17 protein-coding genes are annotated in these 17,419 nt (G+C 60.3%); 13 read left to right on the top strand and 4 right to left on the bottom strand.

Annotated elements, in window-relative coordinates; translation table 11 throughout:
* Window positions 1-37 precede the first annotated feature (37 nt).
* A complete protein-coding gene (gene gyrB / locus PH547_RS28360; RefSeq protein ID WP_285170032.1) occupies window positions 38-2,473 on the top strand; it encodes a DNA topoisomerase (ATP-hydrolyzing) subunit B in 2,436 nt (811 codons plus the stop codon).
* 67 nt (window positions 2,474-2,540) lie between these two features.
* On the opposite strand, the gene PH547_RS28355 is transcribed toward gyrB, so the two are convergent.
* Window positions 2,541-3,140, bottom strand: a complete 600-nt coding sequence (locus tag PH547_RS28355) for a nitroreductase family protein (protein WP_285170030.1) — start codon at window positions 3,138-3,140, stop codon at window positions 2,541-2,543.
* Between the two features lie 82 nt (window positions 3,141-3,222).
* Complete coding sequence (locus tag PH547_RS28350) at window positions 3,223-3,522, bottom strand: DUF2218 domain-containing protein (protein WP_104821443.1); 300 nt, start codon at window positions 3,520-3,522, stop codon at window positions 3,223-3,225.
* Between the two features lie 154 nt (window positions 3,523-3,676).
* Here PH547_RS28350 and PH547_RS28345 point away from each other — a divergent pair, with 154 nt between their 5' ends.
* The 6 genes from PH547_RS28345 (at window position 3,677) to PH547_RS28320 (ending at window position 10,018) form a co-directional block, all read left to right on the top strand.
* Window positions 3,677-4,630: a glutathione S-transferase family protein gene (locus PH547_RS28345; RefSeq protein ID WP_104821444.1), complete on the top strand. Its 954-nt coding sequence runs from the start codon at window positions 3,677-3,679 to the stop codon at window positions 4,628-4,630.
* A 63-nt stretch (window positions 4,631-4,693) separates the two neighbouring features.
* Window positions 4,694-6,112, top strand: a complete 1,419-nt coding sequence (locus PH547_RS28340; RefSeq protein WP_104821445.1) for a pyridoxal phosphate-dependent decarboxylase family protein — start codon at window positions 4,694-4,696, stop codon at window positions 6,110-6,112.
* Between the two features lie 129 nt (window positions 6,113-6,241).
* Window positions 6,242-7,084: a fumarylacetoacetate hydrolase family protein gene (locus PH547_RS28335; protein WP_104821446.1), complete on the top strand. Its 843-nt coding sequence runs from the start codon at window positions 6,242-6,244 to the stop codon at window positions 7,082-7,084.
* A gap of 208 nt (window positions 7,085-7,292) precedes the next feature.
* The gene (gene phaZ / locus PH547_RS28330; RefSeq protein WP_104821447.1) at window positions 7,293-8,567 is read left to right on the top strand and encodes a polyhydroxyalkanoate depolymerase; all 1,275 of its coding nucleotides are present in this window, start codon (window positions 7,293-7,295) and stop codon (window positions 8,565-8,567) included.
* Window positions 8,568-8,725: 158 nt separating this feature from the next.
* Window positions 8,726-9,166, top strand: a complete 441-nt coding sequence (locus tag PH547_RS28325) for a DUF2852 domain-containing protein (RefSeq protein ID WP_104821448.1) — start codon at window positions 8,726-8,728, stop codon at window positions 9,164-9,166.
* 90 nt (window positions 9,167-9,256) lie between these two features.
* Window positions 9,257-10,018 carry a M48 family metallopeptidase gene (locus tag PH547_RS28320; protein WP_104821449.1) on the top strand — a complete coding sequence of 254 codons (762 nt, stop codon included), beginning with the start codon at window positions 9,257-9,259 and terminating at the stop codon, window positions 10,016-10,018.
* Between the two features lie 28 nt (window positions 10,019-10,046).
* Here the strand turns inward: PH547_RS28320 and PH547_RS28315 are convergent, their stop codons facing one another.
* Window positions 10,047-10,490, bottom strand: coding sequence for a winged helix-turn-helix transcriptional regulator (locus PH547_RS28315; RefSeq protein ID WP_104821450.1), 444 nt, complete (start codon window positions 10,488-10,490; stop codon window positions 10,047-10,049).
* An 89-nt stretch (window positions 10,491-10,579) separates the two neighbouring features.
* Here PH547_RS28315 and PH547_RS28310 point away from each other — a divergent pair, with 89 nt between their 5' ends.
* The 6 genes from PH547_RS28310 to PH547_RS28285 all read left to right on the top strand — a co-directional run bounded on the left by PH547_RS28310 (window position 10,580) and on the right by PH547_RS28285 (window position 16,832).
* Entirely contained in the window at window positions 10,580-11,395 is an 816-nt protein-coding gene (locus PH547_RS28310; protein WP_104821451.1) for an oxidoreductase, read from the top strand.
* Window positions 11,396-11,588: 193 nt separating this feature from the next.
* The gene (locus PH547_RS28305; protein WP_104821452.1) at window positions 11,589-12,263 is read left to right on the top strand and encodes a phosphoribosylanthranilate isomerase; all 675 of its coding nucleotides are present in this window, start codon (window positions 11,589-11,591) and stop codon (window positions 12,261-12,263) included.
* Window positions 12,260-13,474: a tryptophan synthase subunit beta gene (gene trpB, locus PH547_RS28300; RefSeq protein WP_104821453.1), complete on the top strand. Its 1,215-nt coding sequence runs from the start codon at window positions 12,260-12,262 to the stop codon at window positions 13,472-13,474. Before PH547_RS28305 ends, trpB begins: the two co-directional genes overlap by 4 nt.
* A 10-nt stretch (window positions 13,475-13,484) precedes the next feature.
* On the top strand, window positions 13,485-14,324 hold the full coding sequence (gene trpA, locus PH547_RS28295; RefSeq protein WP_104821454.1) for a tryptophan synthase subunit alpha: 840 nt from the start codon (window positions 13,485-13,487) through the stop codon (window positions 14,322-14,324).
* 210 nt (window positions 14,325-14,534) lie between these two features.
* Entirely contained in the window at window positions 14,535-15,446 is a 912-nt protein-coding gene (accD, locus tag PH547_RS28290; protein ID WP_104821455.1) for an acetyl-CoA carboxylase, carboxyltransferase subunit beta, read from the top strand.
* 57 nt (window positions 15,447-15,503) lie between these two features.
* Complete coding sequence (locus tag PH547_RS28285; protein WP_199773553.1) at window positions 15,504-16,832, top strand: bifunctional folylpolyglutamate synthase/dihydrofolate synthase; 1,329 nt, start codon at window positions 15,504-15,506, stop codon at window positions 16,830-16,832.
* 250 nt (window positions 16,833-17,082) lie between these two features.
* Here PH547_RS28285 and trxA read toward each other — a convergent pair whose 3' ends face one another.
* Window positions 17,083-17,403, bottom strand: coding sequence for a thioredoxin (trxA, locus tag PH547_RS28280; protein ID WP_028753820.1), 321 nt, complete (start codon window positions 17,401-17,403; stop codon window positions 17,083-17,085).
* Window positions 17,404-17,419: the final 16 nt, after the last annotated feature.

The following is a 17,419-nucleotide window of genomic DNA, read 5'->3' as shown; positions in this document are numbered from 1 at the left end:
GGCAGGGTTCTCTAAAACACTGGAAAGACTTCAATATATGACCGATACATCCGTAACCGAAAACGGCGGCAATGCCGAGTATGGCGCAGATTCCATCAAGGTTCTGAAGGGCCTTGATGCCGTGCGCAAGCGCCCCGGCATGTACATCGGCGACACGGATGACGGTTCGGGCCTGCACCACATGGTCTATGAGGTTGTCGACAACGCCATCGACGAGGCGCTGGCCGGCCATGCGGACATCGTTACGGTGACGCTCAATCCCGATGGTTCGGTGACCGTCACCGACAACGGCCGCGGTATCCCGACGGATATTCACACTGGCGAAGGCGTTTCCGCAGCCGAGGTCATCATGACCCAGCTCCACGCCGGCGGTAAATTCGACCAGAACTCCTACAAGGTCTCCGGCGGCCTGCACGGCGTCGGCGTCTCCGTCGTCAATGCCTTGTCCGTCTGGCTGAAACTGAAGATCCGCCGTCAGGGTAAGATCCATGAAATGAGCTTCACCCACGGCGTCGCCGACGCGCCGCTCAAGGAGACGGGTGATGCCGGCGCCGAGACCGGCACCGAAGTCAGCTTCATGCCGAGCTCGCAGACCTTTACCATGACGGAATTCGACTATGCGACGCTGGAACATCGCCTGCGCGAGCTTGCGTTCCTGAACTCCGGCGTCCGCATTCTTCTGACCGATAAGCGTCATTCCGACATCAGGCAGGAAGAGATGATCTATGACGGAGGCCTTGAGGCTTTCGTCGCCTTTCTCGATCGCGCCAAGAAGCCGCTGGTCGAAAAGCCGGTATCCATCCGTGGTGAAAAGGATGGCATCACCGTCGAAGTGGCGATGTGGTGGAACGACAGCTACCATGAAAACGTGCTCTGCTTCACCAACAACATCCCGCAGCGCGACGGTGGCACGCATATGGCGGGCTTCCGTGGCGCGCTGACACGCCAGATCACCTCCTATGCTGATACTTCCGGCATTACCAAGAAGGAAAAGGTGACGCTGACGGGCGATGATTGCCGCGAAGGCCTGACGGCGGTGCTTTCGGTCAAGGTTCCGGACCCGAAATTCTCCTCGCAGACTAAGGACAAGCTGGTGTCGTCGGAAGTGCGGCCGGTGGTCGAAAGCCTTGTCAACGAGGCGCTGAACACCTGGCTCGAAGAACATCCCGCCGATGCGAAGGTGCTGGTCGGCAAGGTCGTCGAAGCCGCCGCCGCCCGCGAAGCCGCCCGCAAGGCACGCGAACTGACCCGGCGCAAGGGCGCGCTGGATATCGCTTCTCTCCCCGGCAAGCTTGCCGACTGCTCCGAACGCGATCCGGCCAAGTCCGAAGTCTTCCTGGTCGAGGGTGACTCGGCAGGCGGTTCGGCCAAGCAGGGCCGCTCGCGCGAAAACCAGGCGATCCTGCCGCTGCGCGGTAAGATCCTCAACGTCGAGCGCGCCCGCTTCGACAAGATGCTGTCGAGCCAGGAAATCGGCACGCTGATCACCGCACTCGGCACCGGCATCGGCAAGGACGAGTTCAACGCCGACAAGCTGCGCTATCACAAGATCATCATCATGACGGACGCCGACGTCGACGGCGCCCATATTCGCACGCTGCTGCTCACCTTCTTCTTCCGGCAGATGCCTGATCTTATCGAGCGCGGCCATCTCTATATCGCTCAGCCGCCGCTCTATAAGGTGACGCGCGGCAAGTCGGTGCAATATGTGAAGGACGAGAAGGCGCTGGAGGAATATCTGATCGGCCAGGGTCTCGATGATGCCAGCCTGCATCTCGGCACCGGTGAGGTTCGCGCAGGCCAGGATCTGCGGGAGGTCATTTCGGATGCCCTGCGTCTGCGCACGCTGCTCGACAATCTGCATTCGCGTTATAACCGTTCCGTCATCGAACAAGCGGCGATTGCCGGCGCTCTGAATGCCGAACTCGTCAGCAACCAGGCACGTGCCGAAAGCCTGGTGAATGATGTTGCCAACCGGCTCGACATCATTGCCGAAGAAACTGAACGCGGCTGGACCGGCGGGCTCACCAGCGAAGGCGGCTTGCGTTTCGAGCGCATGGTGCGAGGCGTCAAGGAAGTCGTCGTTCTCGATATGGCGCTGATCGGCTCGCAGGACGCGCGCCTTATCGATCAGCTCGCCTCGCGCCTCAAGGAGATCTATAACCTGCCGCCGAAGCTCATTCGCCGCGACGGCGAAACCGAGATTTCCGGTCCGCGCATGCTGCTGGAAACCATCTTTGCCAGCGGCCGCAAGGGTCTCACCATGCAGCGCTACAAGGGTCTTGGCGAAATGAATGCCGAGCAGCTCTGGGAAACGACACTCGATCCGAATGTCCGTTCGCTGCTGCAGGTCAAGGTCGCCGATGCGACCGATGCCGACGGTTTGTTTGCCCGGCTCATGGGCGACGAGGTCGAACCCCGGCGCGAATTCATTCAGGACAACGCGCTGAGCGTCGCCAACCTCGATATTTGATCGCCAACTTAAGCAATCAAAAAAGGCCTGCCTGAAGATCAGGCGGGCCTTTCCGTTTTAAGATCAATTACTTGGCGATGAAGGTGCCGTTAAAGGCGACTTCGGAAAGGGGCTTGCGGTGGTTCGGCACTTCGCGTTCCCTCAGCTTCTCCGGAAGCTGATCCCTGTCGCCAATCTTGCCGATCGCAACGGCCGCCTCGACGCGGAAGCCTTCCGGAATGCCGAGAACTTCATAGGATTTCTCGACATGGAAACCGCCCATGCCGTGCGCTGCGTAGCCGGCTAGGTGCGCCTGCAGCGCCAGGAAGCCCCAGGCTGTACCAGTGTCGAAGGAGTGGCTGTAGTTGGGCTTCTGCTCGGCGGAGCCGAGTTCGCCATTGTGGGTGCGCGAAACGACGAAAAGCAGCGCCGCGGCGGATTTCGCCCAGCTCTGGTTGAACTCGATCAGGAGATCGAGGAATTTCTCCCAGTTTTCCGAGCCGCGCAGTGCGTAGACAAAGCGCCAGGGCTGCAGATTGGAGGCGGACGGCGCCCAGTGGGCGGCTTCCAGAATGGTCAGGAGATCGGCCTCCGGCATGGTTTCGTCGGAGAAGGCACGCGGCGACCAACGGTCGAGAAAGAGCTTGTCGATCGGATATTGCGATTCGCGGGTGTTGCTGGACGTCATGGGATTCTTTCCATCTGAGGGAGGCAGTCGCGGACCGTTGGGAGCGGACGAAGCGACTGGCTTTGGAGGATGCGAAGCGAACCTATACCCCGCTTGCGTCCGCAGTCCAGACCACGTCGAGCTCTTCGCGGAAGGCAAATCGCTTGAGGTGATCGGCCACCACATTCTGCATGCGCTCGAGGTCCTGCGGATTTTCGACGTGCAGGGTCATCAGCAAAGCGGAAGCATCGGCCGAAAACTCGACGGAGGTTTCGGGGCTGAACGGCACTTTGCCGGCGGTTTCGTTGAATTCGACGATGAATTTGTGACTCCAGTGCTTGCAAAGCTGCTGCAGATAGCGACTGGCATGGTCGGTTTTCACGGAAGAAACGGAAGTAGGCATAGGGGGCTCCGATAACTGGAATATAGGAGGCAAGTTTATAGTCGTATCCGGCGCTGCCCGGTAGACAGTCTGTTTCAACATTACGTTATTTCGGTGAAATCCGATTTCGCTATGATCGCGCCCAACAGAACGCGCGCGAATTGGAGACAGAACCTTGCTGGTGAACGGAAAGTGGATGGAAGACTGGCAGCCCGTCCAGGCCAAGGATGAAAAGGGCGGCTTCGTTCGCCAGACATCGAGCTTCCGCAATTGGGTGACATCGGATGGGCGACCAGGCCCGACGGGTGAGGGTGGTTTTGCAGCCGAAGCCGGCCGTTACCATCTCTATGTCGCGCTGATCTGCCCCTGGGCTTCGCGCACGCTCATCGGCCGCAAGCTGAAGGGTTTGGAAGAGGTCATTTCCGTATCGGTGGTCGAGCCGGCCTTGAGCAAGCAAGGCTGGCGGTTCGGCGATTACCCCGGCGCGACCGACGATCCGGTCAACGGCGCCAGCTATGTGCACGAAATCTATACGAAGGCCGATCCGCTCTTCTCCGGCCGCGCCACCGTGCCGGTGCTTTGGGACAAGCGGAAGGGCACGATCGTCAACAACGAATCCGCTGATATTCTGCGCATGTTGAACGACGGTTTCGGCGATCTCGCCAGCCATGCGATCGATCTTTATCCGGCCGGCCGGCGCGAAGATATCGATGCTTTCAGCGCCCGCATCTATCCGGTCCTCAACAATGGCGTCTACCGCACCGGTTTCGCGACGACACAGATCGCCTATGAAGAAGCCTTCCGCGATGTGTTCGATTGCCTCGATTGGGTTGAAGGCGAACTGGAGGGCAAGGACTTCCTCTTCGCCGAGCACCCGACCGAGAGCGACATCAGGCTTTTCGTGACCCTCGTTCGCTTCGATCTTGCCTATCACGGCCTGTTCAAATGCAATCTCCGCCGCCTGTCGGACTATGCCAACCTCCAGGCCTTCTGCCGTCGCATGCTCGATTGGCCCGGCATCGCCGAGACCGTCAGCTTCGACCATATCAAGCGCGGCTATTACTCCATCGCGGCACTCAATCCGACTGGAATTGTGCCGGCTGGCCCTGCGCTCGACGAGCTTTTCTGATACTCGACCGCCTCAGAAAACCGGTCTAAGGTCGCCTCGTTCTGACGAAGTGTGGAGGCGGTCATGGATTGGGAGGAGTTTCGGCGCTGGTCGGAAAAGGCGGCGGATTGGGGGGCGGACTATCGCGCATCGCTCCGCGACCGGCCGGTGCGGGCCCAGACGAAGCCCGGCGAAATCGCAGCGCATATCGCGGATTCTCCGCCCGAATCCGGCGAAGCGATGGAGGATATCTTCAAGGATTTTGAGGATATCCTCGTTCCCGGCATGACGCACTGGCAGCACCCGCGCTTCTTCGCCTATTTCCCCGCCAATGCCGCCCCGGTCTCGGTCGTCGCCGAATATCTCGTCAGCGCGATCGCCGCCCAATGCATGCTCTGGCAGACCTCGCCTTCCGCCACCGAGCTGGAAACCAAGGTAGTCGACTGGCTGCGCCAGGCACTTGGATTGCCCGAGGGCTTCACCGGCGTCATCCAGGATTCCGCCTCGACGGCGACGCTGGCAGCGGTTCTGGTCATGCGCGAACGAGCGCTCGGCTGGCAGGGCAACAGTCAAGGGCTTGCGGCGAACAAAACCATCCGCATCTATTCCACCGATCAGGTCCATACGTCGATCGATCGCGCCATCTGGATATCCGGCATCGGCTCGGAGAACCTGGTCCGTATCCCTTCCATCGGCCCGAACCACGCTATGGATACCGAGGCGCTCGCTGCTGCGATCGAACAGGATCGCGCGGCGGGCCTGCTGCCGGCCGGCGTCATCGCGTGTGTTGGCGGCACGAGTATCGGCGGCTGCGATGATATTGCAGCGGTCGCCGAAGTCGCACACGCCCAAGGGCTCTATGTGCATGTCGACGCAGCCTGGGCCGGCTCGGCCATGATCTGCCCCGAATTCCGGGCGTTGTGGCAGGGCGTCGAACAGGCCGATTCCATCGTCTTCAATCCGCATAAATGGCTTGGTGCGCAGTTCGATTGCTCCGTGCAGTTCATCCGCGAGCCGGAATCCCTTGTGCGGACGCTGGCAATTCATCCGGAATTTCTGCGCACCCATGGTCACGATGGTATCATCAATTATTCCGAATGGTCCGTGCCGCTCGGTCGCCGCTTCCGCGCGCTGAAACTCTGGTTCCTGTTGCGCTATCACGGTCTCGAAGGCCTGCGCACGATGATCCGCAACCATGTTGCCTGGTCCGAGACCCTGGCAAAACGTCTGGCCGCCGAGCCGGATTTCGAGATCGTCACCAAGCCGTTCCTGTCGCTCTTCTCCTTCGATCACAAGGCACCCGCCGGCATCGAGCAGGAAAGCCATACCCAGCGCCTGATTGCCGCCATCAACAATGATGGCCGCATCTATCTGACGCAGACGCGGGTCGATGGCAGGCTGGTCATTCGCTTTCAGGCCGGACAGTTCGAGACGACGGCGGAAGATGTCGATATCGCCTTTGCCACCATTGTCGAAATCGCGCGCTCCTTGCCATCGTCATAGGAACGCCGTTGTTCCGGTGCAGGCGGGCGAGACATGTTAGGCCAGAAATCGATGGGTGACACTGATGAATAATTCGTTCATATATGGTGAAACCAATCTCATCTTTGAAAATGCAGGGAAGGAAGACCTATGAAATTGTTGCGTGTTGGCGATGCCGGCAAGGAAAAGCCGGCGCTTCTGGATAGCGACGGCAAGATCCGCGATCTCTCCGCTCACGTCGCCGATATCGGCGGCGAGGCGATTTCGCCTGCCGGCCTGGCGAAGATCGCCGCGCTCGATCCGAAGAGCCTGCCGGAATTGGCGGAAGGCCGTATCGGCGCTTGCGTCGCCGGCACCGGCAAGTTCATCTGCATCGGCCTGAACTTCTCCGACCATGCCGCCGAAACCGGCGCCACCGTGCCGCCGGAGCCGATCATCTTCATGAAGGCAACTTCTGCCATCGTCGGCCCGAACGACAACGTGCTGATCCCACGCGGCTCGGAAAAGACCGATTGGGAAGTCGAGCTCGGCGTGGTCATCGGCAAGACCGCGAAATACGTCAGCGAGGCCGACGCATTGGATTATGTCGCCGGTTACTGCGTTTCCCACGACGTCTCCGAACGCGGCTTCCAGACTGAGCGTTCGGGACAGTGGACCAAGGGCAAGTCCTGCGACACCTTCGGCCCGATCGGCCCCTGGCTCGTCACCAAGGACGAAGTCGCCGATCCGCAGAAGCTTGGCATGTGGCTGAAGGTCAACGGCCAGATGATGCAGAACGGCTCGACCAAGACCATGGTCTATGGCGTCGCCTACCTCGTCTCGTATCTCAGCCAGTTCATGTCGCTGCATCCGGGCGATGTCATCTCCACGGGCACGCCTCCGGGCGTCGGCATGGGCATGAAGCCGCCGCAATATCTGAAGCCCGGCGACGTCGTCGAGCTCGGCATGGAAGGTCTCGGCACGCAGCGTCAAACCTTCCTGGCTGACGCTTGATGAACGTGCACGATCAGGAACTTTAACGTTTTGAGACCATTATTGATGCCGGAGAGACGATTCTCCGGCATTTTTACATGCGCAAGATTCCGAAAGGGTTATGTTGCCCTGCAACAAAAACTGATAGTCTCAACAGAAAGAGCTTCATGGACGAGGCGCGCGCTGGGGGTAGCGTTCTCGTCTGATCACCTCGAAAGGTAATGATTTTATGTTTTATCAGCTTTATGAACTCAATCATGCCGCCCTCGCACCCTTCCGCGCCGCTGCCGACATGATGCGCCTGGCCTATGCCAATCCGCTAAACCCTCTGTCCCATACGATGCTTGGCCGCACGTTGACGGCAAGTCTCGAAGTCTTCGAGCGCACCACCCGCCGCTACGGCAAGCCGGAATTCGGCCTGCCTGAAACCTCGATCGAAGGAAAGCCGGTCTCGGTCTACGAAAAGATCGTCTGGAACAAGCCCTTCTGCAATCTCATCCATTTCGAGCGCAGCCTGCCCGCCGGCCATGGCAGCGATCCGCGCATCCTGATTGTCGCGCCGATGTCGGGTCACTATGCGACGCTGCTGCGCGGGACGGTAGAAGCGCTGCTACCTAATGCCGATATCTACATCACCGATTGGATCGATGCCCGCATGGTGCCGATGACCGAAGGCACCTTCGATCTGGAAGATTACATCGATTACGTCATCGAGATGCTGCATCATCTCGGGCCGGACACCCATGTCATTGCCGTCTGTCAGCCCTCCGTGCCGGTCCTGGCCGCAGCCGCGGTGATGGAAGCGGCCGGCGATCCGCTGTCGCCCTCGTCGATGACGCTGATGGGTGGTCCGATCGACACGCGCATCAACCCGACGGCAGTAAACCAGCTTGCCAAGGACAGGCCGCTCGAATGGTTCGCCGACAATGTCGTCATGAACGTGCCCTGGCCGCAGCCGGGCTTCATGCGCCCGGTCTATCCCGGTTTCCTGCAGCTCTCCGGCTTCATGTCGATGAACCTCGACCGGCACATGATCGCGCATAAGGACTTCTTCATGCACCTCGTCAAGAACGACGGCGAGCCGGAGAAGCACCGCGATTTCTATGACGAATATCTGGCGGTCATGGATCTGACGGCGGAATTCTACCTGCAGACCGTCGATCAGGTGTTCATGAAGCACGCGCTGCCGAAGGGTGAGCTGACGCACCGCGGCCAGCGCGTCGATCCGACGGCGATCCGTAATGTCGCCCTGCTGACAGTCGAAGGCGAAAACGACGACATTTCCGGTGTCGGTCAAACCAAGGCGGCGCAGACCATCTGCACCAACATTCCCGACGATATGCGGATGCACTACCTGCAGCCGGATGTCGGCCATTACGGCGTCTTCAACGGTTCGCGTTTCCGTCGCGAAATCGCGCCGCGCATCGTCGCTTTCACCCGCGAACATAGCCGCACCGGAAAGCCAGTGGTCAAGCGTGTGATCAAGGGCGGCAAATCTGCCTGAAATTGCAAATAATTAGCTTTTGTTGAATTATTGGGCCGGATTCAAGGGCTTGTCCGATTTTCCCGGCAAAAGCCATTGAAGGCTCACGAAGAGGTTACCATCTCGATTCCAGCGGTTCGGCATGTGGCCGGGCCGCCTTACTGCGAGGATACCTCACGATGAACCACCAGTCAGCATTGCTTCGCCCGGATTGGACTCCGGCTACCATTGCCCTGATGATACTTGGCTTCGTGGTCTTCTGGCCTCTGGGTCTCGCCATGCTTGCCTATATTCTCTTCGGCGAACGCCTGAGAGATTTCAAACGGGATGTGAACCAGAAGGCCGACGGCATGTTTGCCGGCTGCGGCCGCCACCGCGGCCGTTATCGCCAGCATTTTTCCACCGGCAATGTCGCCTTCGACGATTGGCGCCGGGCAGAGCTGGAGCGCCTCGAAGAGGAGCGCCGCAAACTCGATGAAATGCGTGCCGAGTTCGACACCTACGTCCGCGAACTGCGCCGCGCCAAGGATCAGGAAGAGTTCGACCGTTTCATGCGCGACCGTAACAACGTCAAGCGCAACGATGACAACGGCCCGGCTTCCGAATTTAAAACGCCGTAATTACAACAGCTTTTCCAGTCAGAACCGGCATCCGGCGATGCCGGTTTTTCTTTGCCAGAAACCCCAGCGAATCGTATAAAACTGCTTTTCATGTTTCCGCTTTCGTCCAGATCCCGCCGACCTGTTCCCAAGCCGCCCGCGCCGGAAACGCGCACCTTGGACGTGGCCGGGCGGCTGATGCCCCTGACGATCCGTCAGCATGAGCGCGCAACGCGGATCACGCTCAGGATCGAGCCCGGCGGACGGGCGCTGAAGATGACCATTCCGCGCGGCCTCGCCGCCCGCGAGGTCAATGCCTTCCTCGACCGGCATCAGGGCTGGCTGCTGACCAAGCTTGCGAAATTCTCCACCCAGGCAAATCTTCAGAGCGGCAGCGAAATCCTCCTGCGCGGTATCCGCCATCGCATCGAGCATACCGGCAGCCTGCGCGGCCTGACCGAGGCTGTCAACGCCGATGGTTTGCCAGTGCTGCGTGTCAGCGGCCTGCCGGAACATGCCGGCCGGCGCATCGCCACCTTCCTCAAGAAGGAGGCCCGCGCCGATCTGGAAAAGCTGGTGGCGTTGCACGCGAAAGCGATCCGCGCCACGGTCTCCTCCATCAGCATGAAGGATACCCGCAGCCGCTGGGGTTCCTGCTCCTCGGGCGGAAATCTGAGCTTCTCCTGGCGCATCGTCATGGCGCCGCCCCTGGTGATCGACTATCTCGCCGCCCACGAGGTCGCGCACCTACGCGAAATGAACCACGGCCCGCGCTTCTGGGCCCTCTGCCGCAAGCTCTGCCCCGACATGGACGAAGCCAAGGCCTGGCTGAAGCGTCATGGCAGCCAGCTGCACGCGATCGATTTTGATTGAGCAGGCCGCGGAAGGCGGCTGAACTTCCTCATTCGACGGCGTTGTCAGGCGCAGCAATGCGGATGGGACGTGTTCCAATCTGCGCGCCGGTTGCCCGGTCGATGGTGACGGGATCGATTTCGGTACCCGTCTCGGCGTCGAAAAACCGGGTCACATCATTGCAGGGGCGATGCTTCCGTCCCCATGCTCCAATCGCAAACAGCACGGGAAGGAAGTCCTGGCCCGCCTCTGTCAGCACGTATTCATCGCGCGGAGGCCGCTCCGAGTAGCGTCGCTTTTCCAGCAGACCATCTTCCGTAAGCGCGGCCAGTCGGGCAGTCAGCATTGTCGGCGCGATGCCAAGGCTCTTGCGGAATTCGTCAAAGCGAGTGAGCCCCGTATGGGCGTCCCGCATGATCAGCATGCTCCACGCATCGCCTACCAATGCAAGGCTGCGGGCGATGAGGCATGGCTGGTTCGAAAGATTCTTCATGTCGATATCTTTTTGATAGTGACTTACTACTGAATTGATAGTAACAGGTTGTTCGTTGATGTTCCATGCCAAAATGAAAGCAGAGACAGATGAGCAAGATAGAAAGCGGCGTCGCCCTGGTTACGGGCGCTTCCTCCGGTATCGGGTTGGTGACTGCGCAAGCGTTGCGACGCGCTGGATACAGAGTGTTTGGAACCAGCCGCAAGCCCATGCCGGATACTCCGGACGGAGTTGCCATGCTGGTATGCGACGTTACCGACGAGGAATCGGTGCAAAGGGCGGTAGATGAGATATTCGCCCGCGCAGGACGGATCGATCTTCTCGTCAACAATGCCGGGATCGGATTGCTTGGCGGAGCCGAGGAATCCTCTGCCGCGCAGGCGAAGGCTCTGTTCGAGGTGAACTTTTTCGGCGTCCTGCGGATGACGAATGCAATCCTTCCAGTGATGAGACGTCAGCGCAAAGGCAGGATCATCAACATGAGTTCCATCCTTGGGCTGATCCCCGCTCCCTATAACGCGCTTTACGCATCGACCAAGCACGCGATCGAGGGCTATTCCGAATCCCTTGACCACGAGGTCCGAACACAAGGCATCCGTGTCGTGCTCGTGGAGCCCGGTGTCACCCGTACGTCCTTCGAGGAGAACCTGACGCGACCGGATCATCCGCTTCCGTTATACGATACGGCTCGCACCAATGCAGAGAAACTGATGCGCGAGATTATTGGGACGGGTGATGCGCCGGAGGTCGTCGCCGGCATGGTGCTGAAAGCCGCGAGCGCCGCATCGCCGAAGAGACGCTACACTGCAGGCAAGGCAGCGGGACAGATCCGTTTCATACGCCGCTTCCTGCCGGAGTCTTTCGTCGACAAGAACCTTCGCAAGTTTAGCAGACTTCCCGCCTGATCACTTGATCGTCGGGCGGCACTCAAGGTCCGACGGTCATTATTTGGAAACGAAAGCTAGTTCTCATGAAGCATTGCTTGGGTGCGCCCTACGCCGATGAGCCCATGCTGCCCATTGCTTCCGAACAGCGTAAAATTCCCCGCGCGTCGCCTTTAGGCTCGACTCTTTTGCAATTTCATGTCACTTCGCTGCCATGAACCCCGATGTCAAAATTTGTGGCCTGAAGACGCCGGAAGCGGTGGACCGCGCTCTGGAGCGCGGGGCTACCCATATCGGTTTTATTTTCTTCGAAAAGAGCCCGCGCTATATCGAGCCCGATCTGGCCGGACAACTGGCGGAACGCGCGCGCGGCAAGGCGAAGATCGTTGCCGTCACGGTCAATCCCACGAATGACGATCTCGACGAGATCATGTCGCTGGTGAAGCCGGATATGCTGCAGCTCCATGGCAGTGAAAGCCCGGAGCGTGTGCTGACGATCAAAGCGGTCTATAATGTCCCCGTCATGAAGGCCATGGCGGTGCGCGATGCCGGCGATCTGAAGCGGGTGGAATCCTATATCGGCATTGCCGACCGGTTCCTGTTCGATGCTAAGCCGCCGGCCGGTTCGGAGCTGCCGGGCGGAAACGGCGTGTCCTTCGATTGGAGCCTGATGAGCTGGCTCGACGATCGGGTGGATTACATGCTGTCTGGCGGTGTGAACAAGGACAATGTCGCTGAGGCGCTGGCATCCACCAAGGCCACGGGTATCGATCTTTCCTCCGCCCTCGAAAGTGCGCCGGGCGTGAAGGATCTCGGGAAGATCGACCAGTTTTTCGACGCTTTTACAGAAGCATGTCTGCCGGAACCGGCAGCAGGGAGTAGAGAGTGAACCAGACGCCCAAACCCAATTCCTTCCGTGCCGGCCCCGATGAGGACGGCCGTTTCGGCATTTATGGCGGCCGTTTCGTAGCCGAAACGCTCATGCCACTGATCCTGGATCTGCAGGAGGAATGGAACAAGGCGAAGAACGATCCGGCCTTCCAGGCAGAGCTGAAGTCGCTCGGCGCCCATTATATCGGCCGCCCGAGCCCGCTCTACTTCGCTGAGCGCCTGACGGCCGAGCTTGGCGGCGCCAAGATCTATTTCAAGCGCGAAGAGCTGAACCACACCGGCTCGCATAAGATCAACAATTGTATCGGCCAGATCCTGCTCGCCAAGCGCATGGGCAAGACCCGCATCATCGCCGAAACCGGCGCCGGCCAGCATGGCGTCGCCTCCGCAACGGTGGCCGCCCGCTTCGGATTTCCCTGCGTCGTCTACATGGGCGCAACCGACGTCGAGCGCCAGGCGCCGAACGTTTTCCGCATGAAGCTGCTCGGCGCCGAGGTGATTCCGGTCACCGCCGGTAGCGGCACGCTGAAGGACGCCATGAACGAGGCCCTTCGCGACTGGGTCACCAATGTCGACGACACCTATTACCTGATCGGCACGGCCGCCGGCCCGCATCCCTATCCGGAAATGGTCCGCGACTTCCAGTCGGTCATCGGCACGGAAGCCAAGCAGCAGATGCTTGAGGCTGAAGGCCGCTTGCCGGATCTCGTCATCGCTGCCGTCGGCGGCGGTTCGAACGCCATCGGCATCTTCCATCCCTTCCTCGATGACGAGGACGTCAAGATCGTCGGCGTCGAAGCCGGCGGCAAGGGTCTGCAGGGCGACGAGCATTGCGCCTCGATCACCGCTGGCTCGCCCGGCGTGCTGCATGGCAACCGCACCTACCTGCTGCAGGATGGCGACGGCCAGATCAAGGAAGGACATTCGATATCGGCCGGCCTCGACTATCCCGGCATCGGCCCGGAACATTCCTGGCTGAATGATATCGGCCGCGTCGAATACGTGCCGATCATGGACCATGAGGCGCTGGAAGCCTTCCAGACGCTGACGCGCCTCGAGGGCATCATTCCGGCACTCGAGCCGAGCCATGCGCTTGCCGAAGTCATCAAGCGCGCGCCGAAGATGGGCAAGGACGAGATCATCCTGATGAACCTCTCCGGCCGCGGCGACAAGGACATCTTCACCGTCGGCAAGATTCTGGGAATGTGAGTTAGACGCCATGACCGCACGTATGGACAAACGCTTCGCCGCTTTGAAGGCTGAAGGCCGCCCGGCACTCGTCACCTATTTCATGGGTGGTGATCCCGACTATGAGACCTCGCTCGGCATCATGAAGGCGCTGCCGGAAGCCGGCGCCGACGTCATCGAACTCGGCATGCCCTTTTCCGATCCCATGGCCGATGGCCCGGCGATCCAGCTTGCCGGCCAGCGCGCCCTGAAGGCCGGCCAGACGCTGAAGAAGACGCTGCAGCTCGCTGCCGATTTCCGCAAGACGGATGCCGATACGCCGATCGTGATGATGGGCTACTACAATCCGATCTATATCTACGGTGTCGAGAAGTTCCTCGACGACGCGATTGCCGCTGGGATCGACGGCCTCATCGTCGTCGATCTGCCGCCGGAAATGGATGACGAGCTCTGCATCCCGGCGATCCGCAAGGGCATCAATTTCATCCGTCTCGCGACGCCGACCACCGATGACAAGCGCCTGCCGACCGTGCTGAACAATACGTCCGGCTTCGTCTACTACGTTTCGATGAACGGCATCACCGGCTCTGCTTTGCCGGACCCGTCGCTGGTCTCCGGCGCCGTCAAGCGCATCAAGCAGCATACGGACCTGCCGGTTTGCGTCGGCTTCGGTGTCAAGACGGCCGAGCATGCCAAGCTGATCGGCGCTTCCGCCGATGGCGTCGTCGTCGGTACGGCCATCGTCAACCAGATCGCCACCAGCCTGACCAAGGACGGCAAGGCGACATCAGACACCATCCAGGCCGTTGCCACGCTGGTGCGCGGTCTGTCGACGGGGACGCGTTCGGCGCGCCTTGTTGCTGCCGAATAGTTTTCCCACATAGGCGGAAAGCTTCAATCGGATTCGGTTGAAGAAACGGCCTGTGCGCATTAGAGCAATTCCAGGAAAAGTGCGAAGCGGTTTTCCGTCCGGAATTGCGTAAAAACAGAGGGATAGAGCGGGAAAGCGATTCCGTGAGACGCTGAACCGCTCTGTGTCGACTACGATATCGGTTAATTCAGTCGATCAGGAGTTTTCGAATTGAACTGGATCACGAATTACGTCCGCCCGCGGATCAATTCCATGCTGGGCCGCCGCGAAGTGCCGGAAAATCTCTGGATCAAGTGCCCGGAGACCGGCGAGATGGTCTTCCATAAGGATCTGGAAGACAATAAGTGGGTCATTCCCGCCTCCGGCTTCCATATGAAGATGCCGGCCAAGGCCCGCCTTGCCGATCTCTTCGACAATGGTGAGTACGAAGCTCTGCCGCAGCCGAAGGTCGCGCAGGACCCGCTGAAGTTCCGCGATTCGAAGAAATATACCGACCGCCTGAAGGACAGCCGCGTCAAGACCGAGCAGGAAGACACGATTCTCGTCGGCGTCGGCAAGGTTCGTGGCCTGAAGCTCGTTGCCGTCGTGCATGAATTCAATTTCATGGGCGGTTCGCTCGGCATCGCCGCTGGCGAAGCGATCGTCAAGGCGTTCGAACGCGCCATCGCCGAAAAGTGCCCGCTGGTAATGTTCCCGGCATCGGGCGGTGCGCGCATGCAGGAGGGCATTCTATCCCTCATGCAATTGCCGCGCACGACGGTTGCCGTCGACATGCTGAAGGAAGCCGGCCAGCCCTATATCGTCGTGTTGACCAATCCGACGACCGGCGGCGTCACCGCCTCCTACGCCATGCTCGGCGATGTCCATCTTGCGGAGCCGGGTGCGGAAATCTGCTTTGCCGGCAAGCGCGTCATCGAACAGACGATCCGCGAAAAGCTGCCGGAAGGCTTCCAGACCTCGGAATATCTGCTCGAGCACGGCATGGTCGACATGGTTGTCAAGCGTCACGACATCCCCGACACGCTGGCAACGCTTCTGAAGATACTGACCAAGAAGCCGGCGAATGATGTGTCTGCGAAGGACCTGAATGGCGCGGCGTTGCCGATGGTGGCGCGCGCCTGATCTAAAACGGATGGCCAAAGGCGGAGGTGCGGGATGACGGCTATGGATCAATCCGCAATGAGCGAGGCGGCACGGGAGATCGACAAGCTGATGGGGCTGCACCCCAAAGGCTTCGATCTCTCGCTGGATAGAATCACTCGGCTGCTCGACATCCTCGGCAATCCGCATAAAAAGTTGCCGCCGGTGATCCATGTCGCCGGCACCAACGGCAAGGGCTCGGTGACGGCCTTCTGCCGAGCGCTTCTCGAGGCCGGCGGCCTGAGCGTGCATGTCCATACCTCGCCACATCTCGTCAATTGGCACGAGCGCTACCGCCTGGGCATCAAGGGCGGCCGCGGCAAGCTCGTCGACGATGCGGTTTTCGCCGATGTGCTCCGGCGGATTGCCGACGCCAATGGCGGCGAGAAGATCACGGTCTTCGAAATCCTGACCGCGGCGACTTTCATGCTGTTTTCCGAGCAGCCGGCCGATGTCGCGATCATCGAAGTCGGCCTCGGCGGCCGTTTCGACGCCACCAACGTCATTTCCGATCCGGCCGCCTCCGTGATCATGCCGATCTCGCTCGATCACCAGCCCTATCTCGGCGACCGCGTCGAGCTGATCGCGGCCGAGAAGGCGGGGATCATGAAACCCGGCCGTCCCGTGGTCATCGGCCATCAGGAATATGATGCCGCCTTGGACGTGCTGATCTCGACTGCCGAGCGGCTGCGTTGCCCGACGGCGGTTTTCGGCCAGGATTTTTCCGCTCACGAGGAATATGGCCGGCTGGTCTATCAGGACGAGTTCGGTCTCGCCGACCTGCCGCTGCCCCGCCTGCCGGGCCGGCATCAATATGCCAACGCCGCCGCTGCCATCCGTGCCGTCAAGGCCGCGGGCTTTGTCGTCACCGAAGCGATGATGGAAAAGGCGATGGCCTCGGTCGAATGGGCGGGCCGCCTGCAGCGTCTGACGGAAGGCGATTTGTTGGTGCACGCACCCGAAGGCGCGGAAATCTGGGTCGACGGCGGCCACAATCCCGGCGCCGGCGAGGTCATTGCCGAAGCCATGGCCAATTTCGAGGAGCGCCAGCCGCGACCGTTGTTCCTGATTACCGGCATGATCAATACCAAGGATCCTGTCGGCTATTTCAAGGCATTCACCGGCCTGGCGGAAAAGGTCTATTGCGTGCCGATCCGCGGCAGCGATTCGATGATCGATCCCGTGGTTTTGGCCGGCGCGGCTTACGATGCTGGTCTGGTGGCCGAACCGATGTCGAGCGTCGGCCAAGCGCTGGATGCGATCAAGGAACTGGCCGTACCCGATTTGCCGGCGCCGCGCATTCTGATCGGCGGCTCGCTATATCTCGTCGGTGATGTCCTTGCCGATAACGGCACGCCGCCGAAGTGATTCCGGTGCCTTGATCAACAACCCGCTCTCGTGCTTCGAGACGGCCCTGCGGGCCTCCTCGGCATGAGGGCTGACCTTTTCGCCCAGCCGCGCTACGGGCTCATCATTCATCTCTGCGTTGCCGTGGCGACGAGCTGCTCCATCCTCGCCCTGATGGTACGAAGCCTCGAAGAGCGAGGATGGCCCGTGTTCTCCGACCAACAAAAAGCCCGCACGAAGCGGGCTTTTTCATTCTCTCAGTCGATACCGATTAGGCAGCGCTGGAAATCCAGCTCTGCAGGGCGGTCTTGGGAGCGGCGCCAACCTTGATGTCGGCAACTTCGCCGGCCTTGAACATGGCAAGCGTCGGGATCGAGCGAACGCCGAACTGGGCAGCCAGTTCCGGGTTTTCATCGATGTTGAGCTTGGCGACCTTCACCTTGCCTTCGAACTGTACGGCGAGCTCTTCGAGAGCAGGCGCGATCATCTTGCACGGACCGCACCATTCGGCCCAGAAATCAACGACGACAGGCTCTGCGGACTGCAGGACTTCGGCAGCGAAGTTGGAGGTATCGACTTTCACGGTAGCCATAGGCTGCTCCTTACCA

This window comes from Rhizobium cerradonense, from assembly GCF_030182455.1.
Classification (GTDB): domain Bacteria; phylum Pseudomonadota; class Alphaproteobacteria; order Rhizobiales; family Rhizobiaceae; genus Rhizobium.
The sequence above is the reverse complement of the archived record's forward strand: the minus strand, read 5'-3'. Positions and strand labels throughout refer to the sequence as shown.